The 17,992-nt window shown below is 67.2% G+C and carries 16 protein-coding genes; 8 read left to right on the top strand and 8 right to left on the bottom strand.

Going from position 1 to position 17,992, the window contains the following annotated elements:
* Window positions 1–65: 65 nt before the first annotated feature.
* The 4 genes from purE to N0K08_RS19800 are packed head-to-tail and all read left to right on the top strand — an operon-like array spanning window position 66 to window position 3,745.
* Complete coding sequence (gene purE / locus N0K08_RS19815) at window positions 66–563, top strand: 5-(carboxyamino)imidazole ribonucleotide mutase (RefSeq protein ID WP_261502130.1); 498 nt, start codon at window positions 66–68, stop codon at window positions 561–563.
* The gene (locus N0K08_RS19810) at window positions 560–1,726 is read left to right on the top strand and encodes a 5-(carboxyamino)imidazole ribonucleotide synthase (protein WP_261502129.1); all 1,167 of its coding nucleotides are present in this window, start codon (window positions 560–562) and stop codon (window positions 1,724–1,726) included. Before purE ends, N0K08_RS19810 begins: the two co-directional genes overlap by 4 nt.
* A gap of 13 nt (window positions 1,727–1,739) precedes the next feature.
* The gene (locus N0K08_RS19805; RefSeq protein ID WP_261502128.1) at window positions 1,740–2,735 is read left to right on the top strand and encodes an L-threonylcarbamoyladenylate synthase; all 996 of its coding nucleotides are present in this window, start codon (window positions 1,740–1,742) and stop codon (window positions 2,733–2,735) included.
* 53 nt (window positions 2,736–2,788) lie between these two features.
* The gene (locus N0K08_RS19800; RefSeq protein WP_261502127.1) at window positions 2,789–3,745 is read left to right on the top strand and encodes an SGNH/GDSL hydrolase family protein; all 957 of its coding nucleotides are present in this window, start codon (window positions 2,789–2,791) and stop codon (window positions 3,743–3,745) included.
* Between the two features lie 229 nt (window positions 3,746–3,974).
* Here the strand turns inward: N0K08_RS19800 and dacB are convergent, their stop codons facing one another.
* Window positions 3,975–5,474 carry a D-alanyl-D-alanine carboxypeptidase/D-alanyl-D-alanine endopeptidase gene (dacB, locus tag N0K08_RS19795; RefSeq protein ID WP_261502126.1) on the bottom strand — a complete coding sequence of 500 codons (1,500 nt, stop codon included), beginning with the start codon at window positions 5,472–5,474 and terminating at the stop codon, window positions 3,975–3,977.
* A 116-nt stretch (window positions 5,475–5,590) separates the two neighbouring features.
* On the opposite strand from dacB, the gene tsaB reads away from it, so the two are divergent.
* The 4 genes from tsaB (at window position 5,591) to corA (ending at window position 8,833) form a co-directional block, all read left to right on the top strand.
* The gene (gene tsaB, locus N0K08_RS19790; protein ID WP_261502125.1) at window positions 5,591–6,283 is read left to right on the top strand and encodes a tRNA (adenosine(37)-N6)-threonylcarbamoyltransferase complex dimerization subunit type 1 TsaB; all 693 of its coding nucleotides are present in this window, start codon (window positions 5,591–5,593) and stop codon (window positions 6,281–6,283) included.
* Between the two features lie 6 nt (window positions 6,284–6,289).
* Window positions 6,290–6,781, top strand: coding sequence for a ribosomal protein S18-alanine N-acetyltransferase (rimI, locus tag N0K08_RS19785; RefSeq protein ID WP_261502124.1), 492 nt, complete (start codon window positions 6,290–6,292; stop codon window positions 6,779–6,781).
* Window positions 6,772–7,578 (top strand): uracil-DNA glycosylase family protein, encoded by an 807-nt coding sequence (locus N0K08_RS19780; RefSeq protein ID WP_261502123.1) that lies wholly within the window; start codon window positions 6,772–6,774, stop codon window positions 7,576–7,578. The genes rimI and N0K08_RS19780 overlap by 10 nt, the downstream gene beginning before the upstream one ends.
* Before the next feature lie 268 nt (window positions 7,579–7,846).
* The gene (corA, locus tag N0K08_RS19775) at window positions 7,847–8,833 is read left to right on the top strand and encodes a magnesium/cobalt transporter CorA (protein ID WP_261502122.1); all 987 of its coding nucleotides are present in this window, start codon (window positions 7,847–7,849) and stop codon (window positions 8,831–8,833) included.
* Window positions 8,834–8,981: 148 nt separating this feature from the next.
* Here corA and N0K08_RS19770 read toward each other — a convergent pair whose 3' ends face one another.
* From N0K08_RS19770 to N0K08_RS19740, 7 genes are all read right to left on the bottom strand, one after another.
* A complete protein-coding gene (locus N0K08_RS19770) occupies window positions 8,982–9,716 on the bottom strand; it encodes a 5'-methylthioadenosine/adenosylhomocysteine nucleosidase (RefSeq protein ID WP_261502121.1) in 735 nt (244 codons plus the stop codon).
* A 116-nt stretch (window positions 9,717–9,832) separates the two neighbouring features.
* Window positions 9,833–11,506 (bottom strand): long-chain-fatty-acid--CoA ligase, encoded by a 1,674-nt coding sequence (locus N0K08_RS19765; RefSeq protein WP_261502120.1) that lies wholly within the window; start codon window positions 11,504–11,506, stop codon window positions 9,833–9,835.
* A 152-nt stretch (window positions 11,507–11,658) separates the two neighbouring features.
* Window positions 11,659–12,375 (bottom strand): hypothetical protein, encoded by a 717-nt coding sequence (locus tag N0K08_RS19760; protein WP_261502119.1) that lies wholly within the window; start codon window positions 12,373–12,375, stop codon window positions 11,659–11,661.
* A 255-nt stretch (window positions 12,376–12,630) separates the two neighbouring features.
* A complete protein-coding gene (fba, locus tag N0K08_RS19755; RefSeq protein WP_261502118.1) occupies window positions 12,631–13,695 on the bottom strand; it encodes a class II fructose-bisphosphate aldolase in 1,065 nt (354 codons plus the stop codon).
* A gap of 309 nt (window positions 13,696–14,004) precedes the next feature.
* Complete coding sequence (gene pyk, locus N0K08_RS19750) at window positions 14,005–15,447, bottom strand: pyruvate kinase (RefSeq protein ID WP_261502117.1); 1,443 nt, start codon at window positions 15,445–15,447, stop codon at window positions 14,005–14,007.
* Between the two features lie 313 nt (window positions 15,448–15,760).
* Window positions 15,761–16,537 (bottom strand): abortive infection protein, encoded by a 777-nt coding sequence (locus N0K08_RS19745; RefSeq protein ID WP_261502116.1) that lies wholly within the window; start codon window positions 16,535–16,537, stop codon window positions 15,761–15,763.
* Between the two features lie 61 nt (window positions 16,538–16,598).
* The gene (locus tag N0K08_RS19740; protein WP_261502115.1) at window positions 16,599–17,987 is read right to left on the bottom strand and encodes an aminopeptidase P N-terminal domain-containing protein; all 1,389 of its coding nucleotides are present in this window, start codon (window positions 17,985–17,987) and stop codon (window positions 16,599–16,601) included.
* Window positions 17,988–17,992 lie beyond the last annotated feature (5 nt).

Here is a 17,992-nt window from a genome sequence, read left to right as displayed (position 1 = left end):
GATAAGGGAAAAGTAAAATCACGGGTTCCACTTTGGAGGGCGCCTGCTTGGCCGCCCCACTTGACATGAAACCCATTCAAATCGGCGTAGTCATGGGCTCCAGCAGCGACTGGGACACCATGCAACACGCAGTGCAGATTCTCCAGCAATTTGGCATCGCCCATGAAGCGCAGGTCGTCTCGGCGCACCGTATGCCCGATGATATGTTCGCCTATGCCGAGGCGGCGGCGGACCGTGGCCTCAAAGCCATCATTGCCGGCGCGGGCGGGGCAGCCCACCTGCCGGGCATGATCGCGGCCAAAACCGTGGTGCCCGTGCTGGGCGTTCCCGTGGCCAGCCGCCACCTGCAAGGCGTGGACTCGCTGCACTCCATCGTGCAGATGCCCAAGGGCATCCCCGTGGCCACCTTCGCCATCGGTCAGGCCGGTGCGGCCAATGCCGCACTGTTTGCCGTGGCCTTGCTGGCCAGCGAAGACCCGGCCCTGCGCGCCAAGCTCGAAGCTTTTCGCGCCGAGCAGACCGCCGCGGCCCGTGCAATGACCCTGCCGCCGGTGGCGCCATGAGCGAGCTCCTCGCGCCCATCTTGCCCGGCGCCACGCTGGGCGTGCTCGGCGGCGGCCAGCTCGGACAGATGTTCGTGCACGCCGCCCAGGCCATGGGCTACCGTACGGCCGTGCTCGACGCCGACCCGACCAGCCCCGCTGGCCTGGTCAGCCACGCGCATGTGCGCAGCGGCTACGAAGACCCCCAAGGCCTGGCCGAACTGGCGCAGCTGTGCGCGGCCGTGACCACTGAGTTCGAGAACGTGCCCGCGGCCGCGCTGCGCACCCTGGCGCTCCAGCTGCCGGTCTCGCCCGCGGGCGACGCCGTGGCGATTGCCCAGGACCGTGCCGCCGAGAAAGCCCACTTTGTGCGCTGCGGCGTGCCCTGTGCGCCCTATGCGGAAATCACCACGCCCGCGCAGCTCGCGGCCGTGGGTGCGAATTTGCTGCCCGGCATTCTGAAGACCACGCGCATGGGCTACGACGGCAAGGGACAGGCCCGCGTACGCACGGCCGCCGAACTGGCTGCGGCCTGGGACGCGATGGGCCGCGTGGACTGCGTGCTCGAAAAAATGCTGCCGCTGGTGCACGAATGCTCGGTCATCGTGGCGCGCGGCCGCGACGGCGCCATCGTCCACCTGCCGGTGCAGCGCAATCTGCACCGCGACGGCATCCTGGCCGTGACCGAAGTCCATGCGGGCAACGTGCCTGAAACTCAGGCCGCTCAAGCCGTGGCCGCCGCCGAGTCGGTGGCCCACGGCCTGAACTACGTGGGCGTGCTGTGCGTGGAGTTCTTCGTGCTCGACGACGGCAGCCTGGTGGTCAACGAGATCGCCCCGCGCCCGCACAACAGCGGCCATTACAGCCAGAACGCAATGGATGTCTCGCAGTTCGAGCTGCAGGTGCGCTGCATGACCGGCCTGCCGCTGGTGCAGCCGCGCCAGCACAGCGCCGCCGTGATGCTCAACCTGCTCGGCGACCTGTGGTTCCAGGACGGCATGCCCCGGACTCCGGCCTGGGACCAGGTGCTGGCCCTGCCCGGCACCCACCTGCACCTTTACGGCAAGACCGATGCCAAGCCGGCGCGCAAGATGGGCCACTTGAACATCACCGCCGCCACGCCCGAGCAAGCCCGTGGCGTGGCCTTGCAGGCCGCCGCCATCCTGGGCATTGCGCCGTACTAGCCAAGGGCCTGCCATGATCCTCAACGGGAACCTGCCCGCGGCCATCGACCAGGCAGCGCACGCGCTGCAACGCGGTGAACTGCTGGGCCTGCCGACCGAAACCGTGTACGGCCTGGCCGCCGATGCCGACAACGAGGCGGCCGTGGCCGCCATCTTTGCCGCCAAGGGCCGGCCCAGCAACCACCCGCTGATCGTGCACGTCGCCGACGCAGCGGCGATCACGCGCTTCGCCAAGGAAGTGCCGCTGTTTGCCCAGCAACTGATCGACGCTTTCTGGCCCGGTCCGCTGACGCTGATCCTGCCGCGCCTGGCAGGCCGGGTGAGCGCGGCCACGGGCGGCCAGGACAGCGTGGGACTGCGGTGCCCCGCGCATCCGGTCGCACATTCCTTGTTGCAGGCTTGTACGAAACTGCAACCACCTGTATGGGGCGTGGCCGCACCCAGCGCCAACCGTTTCGGCCGCGTGAGCCCGACCACGGCCGCCCATGTGCAAAGCGAATTCGGCGACGACCTGCTGGTGCTCGACGGCGGCGAATGCGCGGTCGGCATCGAGTCGACCATCATCGACTGCACGCGCGGCGTGCCGGTGCTGCTGCGGCCCGGCGCCGTGTCGCGCGCCGACATCGCGCGCGCCTGCGGCATCACCCCCCTGTCAAAGGAAGAGCTGCCCGCGCACACGCCCCGCGCATCCGGCACCTTGCTCGCGCATTACGCCCCGGATGCCAAGGTACGGCTGATGGACGCGAAGCAACTGCAAGCCGGCCTGGACCTGCTGGGCGCCGACGCTGCCCATCTGGCGGTGTATGCTCGAACTCCTTTGCAGATGGCTTCGGCCAAAGTCCAGTTGCGTCGCATGCCGGACGATGCCGATGCCGCTGCGCGTGAACTGTTCGCCACGTTGCGCCATTTTGACGCCACGGGTGTTCGGCTGATCTGGATAGAAACACCGCCGTCCACGCCTGCGTGGGAAGGCGTGCGTGACCGCCTGCAGCGTGCGGCGGCCGCTTAAGTCCGCGAATCCGCCTCGTTAAACTCTTGTCCACATTCCTTCTGGAGAATCTCATGGCAGCAAATTGGATGCGTCGTACCGCCTTGGTCGTCGCTTGTGCATCGACTGTGCTGCTTGCGGCCTGCGGCTCAAGCACCACGGATTCGGCAATCACGCCCAGCCGTTTCATCGGCTTTGGCGATGCCATCATCGATGTCGGCCAGAACGGCTCCAGCTACTCCGTCAATGACGGCACGGTCAACAACTGGGCCCTTTACGTGGCCCAGCAGTACGGCAAGACGCTGACCGCTTCGTCCAAGGGCGGCCTGAACTACGCCTACGGCAATGCCCGCATCGCGGCCACGCCCGACGCCGCCGGCAATGCCGCCACGCCTACGCTGGCCGCGCAGATCAACGGCTTCCTGGCCTCGGGCAGCGCCCTGCAAAATGACGATGTGGTGCTGCTCAGCGCCGGCACCAGCGACATGATTGTCGCCCTGTCGTCCGTGATCGACGGCTCGCAGACTGCCACCCAGATCGAAGCCACGGCCCGCACGCTCGGCAAGCAGTACGCTGACCAGATCCGCCGCCTGACCACCGCCGGCGCCAAGCATGTGGTGTTCACCGGCACCTACGACCTGGGCAAATCGCTGTGGGCGATTGAAAAAGGCAAGGTCGACGTAGCCTCCGCCGCCAGCAAGGCCTTCAACGAAAGCCTGCTGATCGGGGTCAATGACCTGGGCAATGTCGCGCTGTACGTGGACCTGACCTATTACGTCAACCTGCTCGTCTTTTCGCCCAGCGGCTACAGCTTCACGAACGTCACCACGCCGGTCTGCACTTCGGTGGACGCAGGCCCGGGCATTGGCATTGGCGCAGGCCAGATCAACTCGGCACTGTGCACCACGGCGACGCTGCTCCCCGGCGCCAGCCAGAATGCCTACCTGTTCGCCGACAAGGTCTACCTCACGCCTTCGGCCTATCGCCAGTTCGGCACCTACGCTTACGACAAGTTCAAGGCACGCTGGTAAATCACCGGCCCACGGCCTTGCCACGAACCGACCCTCTGGGTCGGTTTTTTCATGGCCTGCGCGCGGCGCTTCATTTCTCCTGCGCGATCACCTGCTGAAAAAATCGGCGCGCCGCCAGTGCTCCCACGACACCGGCCACCACCATGGCTGTCCATTGCGTCTTCATGCTGTGCCTCCCGATTCTGGTGTGACGGAACCTGCAGGCCGTTCCAGCCTGCACGCCCCCACCTTATCGAGGCGCGAGGTCGCTGGCCGCCAGATCGCTGGCCGCCCGATCGCTGGCCGCCCATTCCACCAAAGCGGCCAAGGCCGGGCGGGCCGCCGCAGCCTGGCTGTGATTGACCATCGCCACCAGCACATAACGCCGCCCGCTGGCGGCATGCACAAAGCCGGCCAGGGCCGACGCATCGCGCAATGTGCCGGTCTTGAGGTGGGCCACGCCGGTCGCACGCGACCGATTGCGGCGCAGCGTGCCATCCACGCCCAGCACGGGCAGCGAGGCCAGGAATTCAGGCATCACCGGCGAGGCCCAGGCCACCTGCAGCATGCGCGCCAGGCCCTGGGCCGTGATGCGGGAATCGCGGCTCAGGCCCGCGCCGTTATCCACCACGGGCAGCTCCTGCTGGCCCACCCGTTGCCGCCACCACTGGTCCAGAACGGCACGCGCGCTGTCCCAGCTGCCCACCCCCGTGCGCTGCCAGCCCAAGGTCAGGAAAACCTGCTGGGCCATCACGTTGTTGCTATATTTGTTGATATCCCTGACCACTTCGGACAGGGCTGGCGACTCGACAGTCATGGCCGGCGTCAGGCCAGCCGGCACCTTCCCTTCACGCACCGTGCCGCCGAGCTGTCCGCCCAGTTCGCGCCACATGCCTTCGATCGCCCGCGCCGCGAACTGCGCGCTGTCGACCGGCGCCACCGCCCAGTTGCGTTCGCCGCAGGAGAGCGGGTAATTGCCCGCAAAAGCCATGCGCCCCGGATCCTCCAAAGTGCCTTGCAGACGCGCATGCCAGTCGCCGCAGGGCGTGCCTTCGGGCGCCAGCGGCACGCTGGCCTGCAGCGCCATGCCGGCCAGCGGCGGGTCGTACTGGATACGGGCCAGGCCGGCTGCCGCATCCGGCAAGAAACCCATGATCAAGGACTTGTAATTGACCAGCAGGGCATCGGGCGAGACGTTGTAGGGCCGCAACGGCTCACCGTCAAACCGTCCCGGGTCGTGCGCGGCCAGCGCAAACGCCGAACGGTCCAGCACGATATCTCCGGCGATAGTGCGCACGCCCTGAGCCTGCAGGCGGCGCAGCGCCAGCCACAGACGCTCCATCACCAGCCGCGGATCGCCCTGGCCCTGGATATACAGCGGGCCCTGGAGCACGCCAGCGCGCACCGGACCGCCCAGATAAAACGGGGTGCGCCAGGTATAGGCCGGGCCCAGCTGGTCGAGCGCGGCAAAGGTGGTCACCAGCTTCATCACCGAGGCCGGGTTCATGGCCAGCGCGGGTTGGTAGGCCAGGCGCGGGGCCTTGCCGCCTTCGGCTTCGACCACCACCACCGACAGCGCCTCCTGCGGCAACTGGGCACGCGCCAGCGCGGCCACCACCGCCGGCGGCAAGGCCGAGGAAGACGGGGGGGCGGCCAGGGCCGGCACAGCAAGGCAAAAGCACAAGGCCAGGACGGCCCGCGCACGATGACGGGCGACCCGCAGGCGCCCCACAACAGACTGCAACAACATAGCCAGCCAGTCTAGCGGCACCGGGCTTTGCCGGCGCGGCGCACAAGGACTGGCGCCGGCGCCGATAATCAAAGGCTTGCGCACCTGCGCTTTGCCGTCCTTTCTCGCGCCCCCCCATGAACCTGCTTGCCTTCGATACCAGCACCGACACCCTTTGCATTGCCGTACAGCGCGCCGACGCGCTGTGGCAGCACCGCGGGCCGGGCGGCGCCCAGACGTCAGCCCATCTGCTGCCGTCCATTCAGCGGCTGATGGGCGAAGCGCAACTGGACTTCAAGGCGCTCGACGCCATCGTCTTCGGACGCGGCCCGGGCTCGTTCACCGGTCTGCGCACGGCCTGCTCGATTGCCCAGGGCCTGGCCTTTGGTGCCGGCGTACCGGTGCTGCCGGTCGACACCCTGCTGGCGGTGGCCGAGGAAGCGCGCACGGTCCATGGCTGCACGCAAGTCGTGGCCGTGCTCGACGCGCGCATGAACGAGGTCTACCACGCGCCCTACCGCTGGCAGGATGGCGCCTGGCTGGCGGAAGGCGAGCTCGGCCTGTGCGCGCCCGAAGCCCTGCCCGTGCCCGCGGGCTGGACCGTCGCCGGCAACGCCCAGGCAGCCTACGGCGAGCGCCTCGCGCCCCAGGCGCTGCATGTGGCAGCCCTGCCCACGGCCGCGGCCCTGCTGCGCCTGGCGCCCGGCCTGCTCGCGACGCAAGGCAGTCTGCCGGCCGGCGCGGCCCTGCCCTTGTATATCCGCGATAAAGTGGCACAAACTACCGCCGAACGCGCCGCCGCGCGCCTGGCCGCCAACCCTGCCCCCTGACCGCCCATGAGTTCCGCCAGCACGCATGCCTTCGCCGATCAGGAAGAATTCCGCTTTGCGCCCCTGACGGTGGACTGGCTGGAAGCCTTGTTGCCCATAGAGCAGCAGGCCTACAGCCACCCCTGGACGCGCGGCAACTTCATCGATTCGCTGGCCTCGGGCTATGAAGCCCAGCTGCTGCTGGATGCCCAGGGCCAGTTGCTGGGCTACTTCGTGGCCATGCCCGTGCTCGACGAAGTCCACCTGCTCAACATCACCGTCGCGCCCGCCCACCAGGGCCGGGGCTGGGCCCGGGTCATGCTCGACGGGCTGACGCTGTGGGCACGCCAGCGCAATGCCCGCTGGCTATGGCTGGAAGTGCGTGAGAGCAACACCCGCGCCCGCGCCCTCTACGAAAAAAATGGCTACCAACAGATTGCCCAGCGCAAGAACTATTACCCGGCAGTCGACGGCCAACGCGAGCACGCCATCATCATGAGCAAGAAGCTATGGCCCTGAATCTCGACGCGCGCCAGCGCGCCATGTTGCTGGAAATGGGGATTACCGTCTGGTTGCCCGGCCCACCAGAGGCGCTGAGCGCGCCCATGGCGCCCGTGATGGCGGCGGTAGCCGTCGCCGACAGGCCGGCCCCGGCCCACCGTGCGGCCCCAGCACCGTCCGCGCCCGCACGGGCTCCAGCGGCTGCAGCCCCCGCCTCCCGCACTCCGGCCCAACTGCCGGCCCAAACCCCGAGCATCAGCCAGCCGACAGCCACGGGCTGGCGGCTGCACCCGGCCCGCCCGGTCTACGCGCCCGCCGAAACGGCAGACGCCGCGGCCGACGGCGGCTGGCTGATCCTGCTCGAACACCCGACAGCCACGGGCCTGCCCGCCCACCCGGCATCCGCCCCCGACCCGACGGCCGCTGGCACGGCGCTCGAGGGTGACGCCGCGCGCTTGCTGGACAACATGCTGCGGGCATTGCGGCTGCACCGGCATCCACGCGTCTGGAGTGCCACGCTGGAGCGCGAAACCGCCCAGACCACAGCGGCCGAAGACAGCCGGCCCCTGGACGACGGCCTGCAAGCCATGGTCCAGACCTTGCGCCCGGCCCGCATCCTGGTGCTGGGCCTGTCGGCGGCACGCGCCGTGCTCGGCCGCAGCGATGCACTGGGCCGGCTGCGCGCCGAGCCCCACCAGGTCGCCGGCCTGCCGGCCGTGGTCACCTACGACCCCGGCTACCTGCTGCGCGCCGCGCACGCCAAGCCCGCGGCCTGGGCTGACCTGTGCAGGGCCCGTATGTTGCACACCCCCTGAGCGGCTGCGCGTCTTCCCCCTTGCTGAGGCGCGCCAGTTACAGGGACTGTGGGTCGTTCGAGCGCCAAGAAGAAGCCCCCCGCGCCGGGCTTTTCTGTTGGGCAGTGCCCGGCGGCAATGCCATAATTCCCGACTTCAATATCTAGGAGATCGCTCCGTGGAAACCTACCCTAGTTGGTAGCTTTCAACTCCCATCGTGCCTGCTGCGGGGGTTGAAAGCGCTACCTCTTTCACCGCTGCAAGCCAAAAAATGACATGGGAGTGAGCGATGCTCAACATCTTTACGTTGGCCAATGGCCGCCTGGTTCAGGAAGAAATCGACTCGCTGGAAGAGCTGGCACGGTTTCAACCTATCTGGGTGGACCTGGAATCGCCTACGCTGGAAGAAAAACGCTGGATCAAACAGCATTACGGCCTGTCGATTCCTGAAGACGCCATGGACGAGGACATCGAGGAATCCGCGCGTTTTTACGAAGAAGACAACGGCGAACTGCACATCCGCAGCGACTTCTTGATCGACGATGACGAAGACCCGCGCTCGGTGCGCGTGGCTTTCATCCTGAACCAGCACAACGCCGAGCTCAAGAGCCGCGGCGTGCTATTTTCCATCCATGACGAAGACGTGCCCGTGTTCCGCCTGCTGCGCATGCGTGCGCGGCGCGCGCCCGGCCTGCTCGAGGATGCCAAGGAAGTGCTGCTCAAGCTGTTCGACGCCGACGCAGAGTACTCGGCCGACACGCTGGAGCGCATTTACGACGCGCTGGAAAAAGTCAGCACCCAGGTGCTGTCGGGCGAGGTCGACGACGCGCGCGCCAGCGAAGTGCTGTCGGCCATCGCCTTGCAGGAAGATTTGAACTCGCGCATCCGCCGCAACGTCATGGACACGCGCCGCGCCGTCAGCTTCATGATGCGCAGCAAGATGCTCAACGCCGAGCAGTTCGAGGAAGCGCGCCAGATTCTGCGCGACATCGAGTCACTGGACAGCCACACGGCCTTCCTGTTCGACAAGATCAACTTCTTGATGGACGCCACGGTCGGTTTCATCAACATCAACCAGAACAAGATCATCCGCATCTTCTCGGTGGCCAGCGTGGCGCTGCTGCCGCCCACGCTGGTGGCCAGCGCCTACGGCATGAACTTCAAGTTCATGCCCGAGCTGGACTGGGCGCTGGGCTACCCCTTCGCACTGGCGCTGATGGCCATCAGCGCCGTCGCACCGATGCTGTACTTCAGCAAGCGGGGCTGGTTGAAATAACCCCCCCCTGTGCGGCTGCGCCGCTTCCCCCAAGGGGGACGGCACCCTCGCTGCGCGGCGGCGCTTGCTCGGTGCCCCCTTGCTGGGGCGCGCCAGTAGCATGGGTCGCGGGTCGCGCGAGCGCTGCAAAAATTCAGCCCCCGTTCGGCTATCGCTGCGGCAGCCGTTCCAAGAATCCGGTGAGGATGTGCTGCGCATAGCGGCTGGCCACGGTTTGCACGAAAGCCGCGAAGTCGACCGATGCGCTGTCGTCGGCGCGATCGGAGATGGTGCGCATGGCGGCGAACGGCACGCCATAGTCGTGGCAGGTCTGGGCCACGGCCGCGCCTTCCATTTCTACGGCCAGCACCGCATGGCCCGCGGCTTCGAGGCCGGCGCGCAGCGACTGCGAGGCCTGGGCCGTGCCGACGAACTGGTCGCCGCTGACCACCAGGCCCTGGTGCGCGCGCGCCGCGCTGCCGACGCAGGCCTGGCTGGCCGCATGCAGCGCCGCGCTCATCACCGGGTCGCAGGCCAGGCGCGTGCGGCCGTAACCGGGCAGCTCCCAGCGCGGGAACAGCGGCGAAGCGTCGAGGTCATGCTGCAGGTATTCGCTGGCCACGACCACGTCGCCGACCTGCACGCCAGCGCCCACGCCGCCCGCGACGCCAGTGAAGACAATGCGCGTGACGCCAAAACGCTCGATCAGCGCCGCGGCCGTGGTGGCGGCAGCCACCTTGCCTATGCCCGACAGCGCGCAGACCACGTCATGGCCATGGCCCGTGCCCTGCCAGCGGCCTTGCCAGAACTGCCGGCCCGCATGGCGCGTGCCGCGCACGTCCTGCAACATCTCAACCCAACCGGCCTGCTCTTCGGGCAGGGCGCTCAAAATGGCAATCGTCATGTGCTTCCAAGGCGTGCAAAAAGAAACCGCCGCCCAACCTCAAGAGACTGGGCGGCGGGCGCCTATTGTGCGGTGGATTGCATCCGGCCACGGCCGGCGGGTTTTTGGCAGCGGCCTTACTTCCTCAGCTCGCGGCGCAGGATCTTGCCGACAGGCGTCTTGGGCAGCTCCGTGCGGAACTCGATCACGCGCGGCTGCTTGTAGCCCGTGAGGTGGGAGCGGCAGAAGTCGCGCACGGCCTGCTCGGTCAGGCCCGGGTCTTTCTTCACGATCACCAGTTTCACGGCCTCGCCCGTCTTCTCGTCGGGAATACCGACCACCGCGCATTCCAGCACGCCCGGGCATTTGGCCACCACGTCTTCGACTTCGTTGGGGTAGACGTTGAAACCGCTGACCAGCACCATGTCCTTCTTGCGGTCGACCACCTTGAAAAAGCCGTTTTCATCGAACGTGCCGATGTCGCCGGACTTGAAGAAGCCGTCGGCCGTCATGGACTTGGCGGTTTCGTCGGGCAGTTGCCAGTAACCGGCCATGACCTGCGGGCCCTTGATGACGATTTCGCCCGGCTGGCCGGGTTCGGTCACTTCGTTGCCCGCATCGTCGATCAGCTTCATGTAGGTGCTGGGCAGGGGCACGCCGATGGTGCCGGTGAACTGGCTCACGGTGACGGGATTGCAGCTGACCGAAGGGCTGGTTTCCGACAGGCCATAGCCCTCGCAGATCGGGCAGCCGGTCTTCTCCAGCCACAGCTGGGCCACGGCGCTTTGCACCGCCATGCCGCCGCCGACCGACACTTTGAGGTGCGACCAGTCCACGGTATTGAAATCGGGATGGTGGGCTAGGCCGTTGAACAGCGTGCTGACGGCCGGAAAACTGTGGAAGCGGTGCTTGGACAGCTCCTGCAGCGTGGCCTTGAGGTCGCGCGGATTGGGAATCAGCAGGGTCTTGCCGCCCGTGCGCATGGACAGCATCATGTTCACCGTGAAGGCGAAGATATGGTACAGCGGCAGGGCGCAGACGCTGGTGGGTTGTTCGCCCGCGGGGACCTTGCCCATGGCCGGCGCATTCCAGGCTTCGGACTGCAGCACGTTGGCAATCACATTGCGGTGCAGCAGCACGGCGCCCTTGCTCACGCCCGTCGTGCCGCCGGTGTACTGCAGCAAGGCGATATCGTCGGCCTTCAGCTGCGGGGCCTGGAAGCTGGCATGCGCGCCCTTGGCCAGCGCATCATTGAAGCGCACGGCACCGGGCAGCTGGAAAGGCGGCACCATTTTCTTCACCTGGCGCACCACGTAGTTGACCAGCATGCCCTTGATCAGGCCCAGCGAGTCGCCCATGGCGCACAGCACCACATGCTTGACGGCCGTGGCGGCGATGCAGGCCTGCAGCGTGGTGGCAAAGTTCTCGATGACGACAATCGCCTTGGCACCCGAGTCCTTGAGCTGGTGTTCGAGCTCCGGCGCGGTGTACAAGGGGTTCACATTGACCACCACGTAGCCCGCGCGCAGCACGGCGGCCACGGCCACCGGGTACTGCGGCATATTGGGCATCATCAGCGCCACGCGATCGCCCTTGACCAGGCCCAGCCCCTGCAGATACGCGGCAAACGCCCGGCTTTGCGCATCGGTCTGGGCATAGGTCAGTTCCTTGCCCATGAAGCTGTACGCCACGCTGTCGCGGTGCCGGGTGAATGCCTCTTCCATCAGGGCCACCAGCGACGTGTATTGGGAGGCATCGATATCCGCAGGCACCCCTTGGGGATACGCGCCCAGCCAGGGACGATCACTCATAGTCTTTGTGTCTCCATTGTTTGTTCGCCAAAGCTCAGACGATTGTCAGCGTAGCCCCGTACGCTGGCAGCCTGTGATTACCCTAGTCAATGGACCGCGGCCCCAAAACTGGCGTGGCCCGGCAAGGGCCGCCGCTCAGGGGGCGCCTTTGATCAGGGCGATCCCGGGAAAGCCGGCACCACCAGCTGACCGTCCAGCGAAGACAGGCTGTCGCGCGCGGCGCTGGCCACGGCCAGGGCCCAGGCGCGTTGCTGCCGGACCTGGCTGCCCGTCTCGGTCTGCAGCAGGCGCTGATCGGCGACGATTTGCAGCTCCACAAAGCCCCCGTCCTCGGTCGCGAAGCGGTAGCTCAAGTGGCTGTAGGCCCGCTGGGGCTGCAGCCGGTTGCGCTCCAGCCAGGCCTGGGTTTCGGGCTTGGTGCGCTGCAGCCACTGCTGCGCATCGGCATTGCGGCGCAAGCGCAGGCAATCCAGGCGGTCGGGACTGCCGGAGGCGTCATCGCGCATCAGCACGTCCAGCTCGCGCGGACAGCCCACGCCCCAGGTCACGGGTTTCCAGAACAGGTTGGAGGCATTGGTGCGCACCAGCAGCACCGCCAGCGTCTCGCGCTGCGGTCCGCGCAGCACCAGCGCACGGCTGCGCAGCGCCACCTTGGCGGCCGCCGCCGGCATGGCTGCCCAGGCCTCATCGGCAGCACCCAGATCGGCCCAGGAGCCCGCGGGCAAAACGAGCTGCGCCCGACCCACCGCATAGTTCCCTGCCGGCGCTTTCGACGTTGCCGGCGTTTGCAGAGCACAGCCACTCAAGCCCAGCAGTACGCCGGCGCCCCACAACGCCCAGCGCGCCCTCGGCCATCCCATTCTCTTCATGCCTTGGTCTCCCTGCTCATGAACGCAGCCTGCCAGGCCGGTTCGGATTGTTATCAGTAGAGCACATGCTGCACGCTGCGCGGGAAAAACGCAAACCAGGAATATGCCCCCCACGCCTGCTTGCTTCACGTAGCCGCTGCCCCCACAAGGGGTCCGCGGTCCGGCGACGCACGCAAAAAAAGCCCCGAGGCCAAGAGGCCTGGGGGCTTTTGCGGTGGCTGCGGCCCCTGCGGGGGCGATGCAGCGCGGCCGGCTTCAGTTCACCACTTGCTTCAGCACGCCCTGGGCGTACATGCCGGCGACGACTTGCAGGTTGTGGCCCTTGATCTTGCCGGCCTGGCCTTCGCAGCCGAATTCCATGTAGCGCTGCTTGCAGATCTGCTTGGCAGCTTCGCGGGCAGGCTTGAGCCATTCGCGGGCATCGAACTTCTCGGGGTTCTCGAACAGGAACTTGCGCACCGCGGCCGTCATGGCCAGGCGGATGTCGGTGTCGATGTTGATCTTGCGCACGCCGTACTTGATGGCTTCCTGAATTTCTTCCACGGGCACGCCGTAGGTTTCCTTCATGTTGCCGCCGTACTGGCGAATGATGGCCAGCAGTTCCTGGGGCACGGACGAGGAGCCGTGCATCACCAGGTGGGTGTTGGGCAGGCGGGCGTGGATGTCCTTGACGCGCTGGATCGACAGGATGTCGCCTGTGGGCTTGCGCGTGAACTTGTAGGCGCCATGGCTGGTGCCGATGGCGATGGCCAGCGCGTCGAGCTGCGTGGCCTTGACGAACTGCGCGGCTTCTTCGGGGTCGGTCAGCATCTGGCTGTGGTCCAGCTTGCCCACGGCGCCGATGCCGTCTTCTTCACCGGCTTCGCCGGTTTCCAGCGAACCCAGGCAGCCCAGCTCGCCTTCCACGGTCACGCCCACGCGGTGGGCCATTTCCACGACCTTGCGGGTCACTTCGACGTTGTAGTCGAACGAAGCCGGCGTCTTGCCGTCTTCCATCAGCGAGCCGTCCATCATCACCGACGAGAAGCCCAGGTCGATCGCGCCCTGGCAGATCGCTGGCGACTGACCGTGGTCCTGGTGCATGACCAGGGGAATGTGCGGGTACTGTTCGATCGCAGCCTGGATCAGGTGCTTGATGAAGGCTTCGCCGGCGTACTTGCGAGCGCCAGCGCTGGCTTGCAGGATCACGGGTGCGCCGACTTCATCGGCCGCAGCCATCACGGCCTGGACTTGCTCCAGGTTGTTGACGTTGAAAGCAGGAATGCCATAGCCGTTTTCTGCAGCATGGTCGAGCAGTTCGCGCATCGAGACGAGGGACATGGTCGTGGATCCAATTCAGGGTGGGTTAACAGCCCGCGGTGTGAGTCCGGGCCCAGCGGTGGTAACCGCTGTGTAACCCGAGATTTTACCCGGGCTGCAAAGCCCGCACCAGTGCTGCCGTTGCCGCCCCCGACCGGACTCAGTTATCCATGGAGCTCGCAACTCCCAAGACCGACGCAACTGGCGCCCCCCAGCAAGGGGGCAGCGAGGAAGGGCCGCACCTAGGCGGCCCCCCCGAACCGAGGCTGCCGTCCCCCTCCCGCGAAGCGAGAGAGGGGGAAGCGGCGTAAGCCGCTCAGGGGGAGCCTCTTAGCTAGCTCTGCAGATCTGCAGCATATTGGTCCCGCCTGGCTGCCCCATGGGCAGGCCGCAGGTGATGGCGTAGACGTCGCCCTGCTGCACGATGCCGCGGGCCTTGAGGTGGGCTTCGGCCTGTTGCAGCGCCGTGTCACGGTCGGCCGAAGTGTCCATCAGCAGCGGGCGCACGTTGCGGTACAGCGCCATGCGCCGCTGGGTCTGGACCTTGGGCGTCAAGGCGTAGATCGGGATGTGGATGCGCCGGCGGCTCATCCACAGCGCCGTCGAGCCGCTGTCGGTCATGGCCACCAGGGCCTTGGCACCCAGGTGGTGGGCGGTGAACAGCGCGCCCATGGCGATGCTCTGGTCGATGCGGCCAAAAGTGCGACCGGTGAAGTCCGCATCGCGCTCCACATCTTCCGCGGCTTCGGCGGCCGTGCAGATGCGGGCCATTTCTTCCACCGTTTCCAGTGGGTACTTGCCGGCCGCAGTTTCCGCGCTGAGCATCACGGCGTCCGTGCCGTCGAGCACGGCATTGGCCACGTCGCTGACTTCGGCGCGCGTGGGCACGGGGTTGGTGATCATGCTTTCCATCATCTGCGTCGCGGTGATGACGACCTTGTCCATCTCGCGCGCCATGCGGATCATCTTTTTCTGCAGCGCCGGCACGGCGGCATTGCCCACTTCCACGGCCAGGTCGCCACGCGCGACCATGATGCCGTCGGACACGCGCAGGATGTCGGCCAGGTGGGGAATCGCTTCGGCACGCTCGATCTTGGCGATCAAGCCGGGCTTGTGGCCCCAGGGAGCGCCGGCCACATTGCACAGCTGGCGCGCCATTTCCATGTCGGTGGCGTTCTTCGGAAAACTCACGGCCACATAGTCGGCCAGCAGGCCCATGGCGGTCTTGATGTCTTCCATGTCCTTGGCCGTCAGCGCCGGCGCCGTGAGGCCCCCGCCCTGCTTGTTGATGCCCTTGTTGTTGGACAGCTCGCCGCCGAGCTTGACGGTGGTGTTCACCTCTTCGCCCAGCACCGAATCCACGGTGAGCACGATCAGTCCGTCATTGAGCAGCAGCAGGTCGCCGGGCTTCACGTCGCGCGGCAGTTCCTTGTAGTCCAGGCCCACGCCCAGCAGGTCGCCAGGCGCGGTGCGCGAAGCATCCAGCACGAAAGGCGCGCCGGGCACGAGCATGACCCGGCCTTCGGCAAACTTGCCGACGCGGATCTTGGGGCCTTGCAGGTCGGCCATGATGGCCACTTCACGGCCCGCACGCTGGGCCGCGGCGCGCACCATGGTGGCGCGGTCGATATGGTCCTGCGCCGTGCCGTGGCTGAAGTTCAGTCGCACGACGTTGACGCCGGCGCGCACCATGCGCTCGAGCAGTTGCGGATCGCTAGACGCAGGACCCAGGGTGGCAACAATCTTGGTGGCGCGGGTCAACGGCTTGGACATAAGGCTTTCGCAAATGGTGATCGGAATTCGATTCTCACACGGAAGCGGTTACATGGAGGGTACGAAATGAGGCCCCCACGCTTGCTCGCTTCGCGTAGCCGCTGCCCCCCGAGGGGGCCGTCCGCCGCCTTGGGGCGGCCCGGCGGCGGCGGGTTGCCCCCACGCTTGCTTGCTTCGCGTAGCCGCTGCCCCCCGAGGGGGCCGTCCGCTGGCTTGGGGGGGCCGCCCAGGTGTGGCCCGGCGCCTGCGGAGTTGCCCCCACGTTCGCCCACTGCGTGTGGGTCGCGCTGGGGGGCGAAGCCCCCCAGGGCCCTTACAGCACCGGCCCGATCAGCCCGTGCGAGAACAGATAGGTCAGCAAATGGGCCAGCAGCGCCGCTTCCAGGCCGTAGCGCCAGCACAGGAAACCGGCCATCAGCCCATAGACAGCCTTGAACATCATCACATGCACCAGCATCAGCCAGGGCAAGGGCCCCAGCAGCCACTCGGCGAGCAGCCAATGGATCACCGCCCACAGCAGCGCGCACAGCACCACCGCCGTCCAGCCCATGGCCCGCGTGGGCGCCGCATTGCTGCCCGCCAGCCGCCACACGCCCCAGAACACGATGGCCAGCATGCCCCAACGCATCAGCAATTCACTGGTCAGCCCGCCGTACAGCATCTTGGGCAGCAGCGACATGGCGTACAGCGGCTCCGCGGCCTTGAGGCTGTCAGGCCACAGAACGGCCGCGGTGACCAGCCAGGCCGCACCGATCACGCCGCCGGCGATGCCCGGCAGCCACAGGTTCTTGAGGGGCAGGCGCGGCGAGCGCCCGGCGATCCAGGTCGTCAGCACGGGCGCGGCCAGGCCTACGCGCGGGGCCAGCAGCACACCGATGCCCACCGCCAGCGCCAGCACCAAGGCCAGCAGCAGCAACTGCAGGCCCGGGGGATGGCCCGTGCGCAGCGGCACGGCATGAAAATCCAGCCACTGCGGAACAATCGACCACACCAGGGCCGACATGCCGGGCATGCCCAGCAGCCAAAGCACGGCGAAGATGCGCCACTGCAGACGCGGTGGTGCGAGGGGCGGGCTGGAAGCGTCGGACATGGGGCAGGCGGTCAGCAAAAAAGCAAGCGCAGTCCGGGGCGTGCGCGGGCGCCAGCAGCCTTCATGCCAGATCGCGCATCAGCGCTTCGATCTCATCGGGCTTGACAGGCACGCCGCGTGAAATCAACTCACATCCGCTGTCGGTGACGATGGCGTCATCCTCGATGCGGATGCCGATGTTGTGGAACGCTTCCGGCAGGTCAGCACTGGCGCGCAGGTACAGGCCAGGCTCGATGGTGGTGCACATGCCCGCGCGCAGGATGCGGCTGGGGCGCTGGGTGACGACTTCGCCGCTCAGCGGATCGCGGCGTGCCTGGCCGACATCGGGCTCGCCGGCTTCGACGTAGCTGCCGCAGTCGTGCACGTCCATGCCCAGCCAGTGGCCGGTGCGGTGCATGTAATACGGGAAATAGGCGCGGGTGGCGATCACGTCCTGGGCCGAACCCACGCGGTTGACGTCGAGGATGCCCAGATCCAGCAGGCCCTGGGCCAGCACGGCCAGCGTCGCATCATGCGGGTCGCTGAAGCGCTTGCCCGGGCGGGTGACCGCCACGGCCGCTTCCTGGCTGGCCAGCACCAGGTCGTAGACCGCGCGCTGCGGGCCGCTGAACTTGCCGTTGGCCGGAAAAGTGCGGGTGATGTCGCTGGCATAGCCGTCGAGCTCACAGCCTGCGTCGATCAGCACCAGGTCGCCCGAGCGCACCAGGGCCTTGTCGGCCTGGTAGTGCAGCACGCAGGCATTGGCGCCGGCCGCGACGATGGAGCCGTAGGCCGGGTACTGCGAGCCATGCTGGCGGAATTCGTGCAGCAGTTCGGCGTCGAGGTGGTATTCACGCACCTCCTCGCCGGCACGCAGCATGCGCGCCGAGCGCTGCATGGCACGGATATGGGCGCCGGCGCTGATCTGCGCGGCCCGGCGCATGATGTCCTGCTCGTGCACGTCCTTGACCAGCCGCATCTCGTCGAGCAGCGCACACAGGTCGCCCTGCTGCGTCGGGCACTGCACGCCCAGGCGCACGCGGGCGCGGACCTGGGCCAGCCAGGTTTCCACCTGCGCGGCCAGGCCGGTATGCGTGGCGAACGGGAACCACACGCAGTCGGTGTTGTCCAGCAGGCGCGGCAGGCGGGTGTCTATGTCGTTGCTCGAATAGGCCTGGTCCACGCCCAGCGCGGCCACGGCGGCTTCCGGCCCGAGGCGAAAGCCGTCCCAGATTTCGCGCTCCAGGTCCTTGGGCTGGCAGAACAGCGTGCTGCTGCCATCGCCCCTGAGCACCAGGCAGGCCTGGGGCTCGGTGAATCCGGTCAGGTAGTAGAAATAGCTGTCATGCCGATAGAGAAAGTCCGTGTCGCGGTTGCGCGAACGCACCGGCGCGGTGGGAATGATGGCAACACCCTGGGCGCCCAGCTGGGCGGCCAAGCGCGCGCGGCGTTGGGCATAAACAGAAGTCATGCCGG

Source organism: Acidovorax bellezanensis (assembly GCF_025421555.1).
Classification (GTDB): domain Bacteria; phylum Pseudomonadota; class Gammaproteobacteria; order Burkholderiales; family Burkholderiaceae_C; genus Comamonas; species Comamonas bellezanensis.
Note: the sequence above shows the minus strand (reverse complement) of the source record. Positions and strands in the feature narration are given on the sequence as shown.

What these genes read in the sequence shown, in the direction of transcription:
- purE (WP_261502130.1), top strand. Translation starts at nt 66, where the DNA reads ATGAAACCCATTCAAATCGGCGTAGTCATGGGCTCCAGCAGCGACTGG.
- N0K08_RS19810 (WP_261502129.1), top strand. Translation starts at nt 560, where the DNA reads ATGAGCGAGCTCCTCGCGCCCATCTTGCCCGGCGCCACGCTGGGCGTG.
- N0K08_RS19805 (WP_261502128.1), top strand. Translation starts at nt 1,740, where the DNA reads ATGATCCTCAACGGGAACCTGCCCGCGGCCATCGACCAGGCAGCGCAC.
- N0K08_RS19800 (WP_261502127.1), top strand. Translation starts at nt 2,789, where the DNA reads ATGGCAGCAAATTGGATGCGTCGTACCGCCTTGGTCGTCGCTTGTGCA.
- dacB (WP_261502126.1), bottom strand. Translation starts at nt 5,474, where the DNA reads ATGTTGTTGCAGTCTGTTGTGGGGCGCCTGCGGGTCGCCCGTCATCGT.
- tsaB (WP_261502125.1), top strand. Translation starts at nt 5,591, where the DNA reads ATGAACCTGCTTGCCTTCGATACCAGCACCGACACCCTTTGCATTGCC.
- rimI (WP_261502124.1), top strand. Translation starts at nt 6,290, where the DNA reads ATGAGTTCCGCCAGCACGCATGCCTTCGCCGATCAGGAAGAATTCCGC.
- N0K08_RS19780 (WP_261502123.1), top strand. Translation starts at nt 6,772, where the DNA reads ATGGCCCTGAATCTCGACGCGCGCCAGCGCGCCATGTTGCTGGAAATG.
- corA (WP_261502122.1), top strand. Translation starts at nt 7,847, where the DNA reads ATGCTCAACATCTTTACGTTGGCCAATGGCCGCCTGGTTCAGGAAGAA.
- N0K08_RS19770 (WP_261502121.1), bottom strand. Translation starts at nt 9,716, where the DNA reads ATGACGATTGCCATTTTGAGCGCCCTGCCCGAAGAGCAGGCCGGTTGG.
- N0K08_RS19765 (WP_261502120.1), bottom strand. Translation starts at nt 11,506, where the DNA reads ATGAGTGATCGTCCCTGGCTGGGCGCGTATCCCCAAGGGGTGCCTGCG.
- N0K08_RS19760 (WP_261502119.1), bottom strand. Translation starts at nt 12,375, where the DNA reads ATGAAGAGAATGGGATGGCCGAGGGCGCGCTGGGCGTTGTGGGGCGCC.
- fba (WP_261502118.1), bottom strand. Translation starts at nt 13,695, where the DNA reads ATGTCCCTCGTCTCGATGCGCGAACTGCTCGACCATGCTGCAGAAAAC.
- pyk (WP_261502117.1), bottom strand. Translation starts at nt 15,447, where the DNA reads ATGTCCAAGCCGTTGACCCGCGCCACCAAGATTGTTGCCACCCTGGGT.
- N0K08_RS19745 (WP_261502116.1), bottom strand. Translation starts at nt 16,537, where the DNA reads ATGTCCGACGCTTCCAGCCCGCCCCTCGCACCACCGCGTCTGCAGTGG.
- N0K08_RS19740 (WP_261502115.1), bottom strand. Translation starts at nt 17,987, where the DNA reads ATGACTTCTGTTTATGCCCAACGCCGCGCGCGCTTGGCCGCCCAGCTG.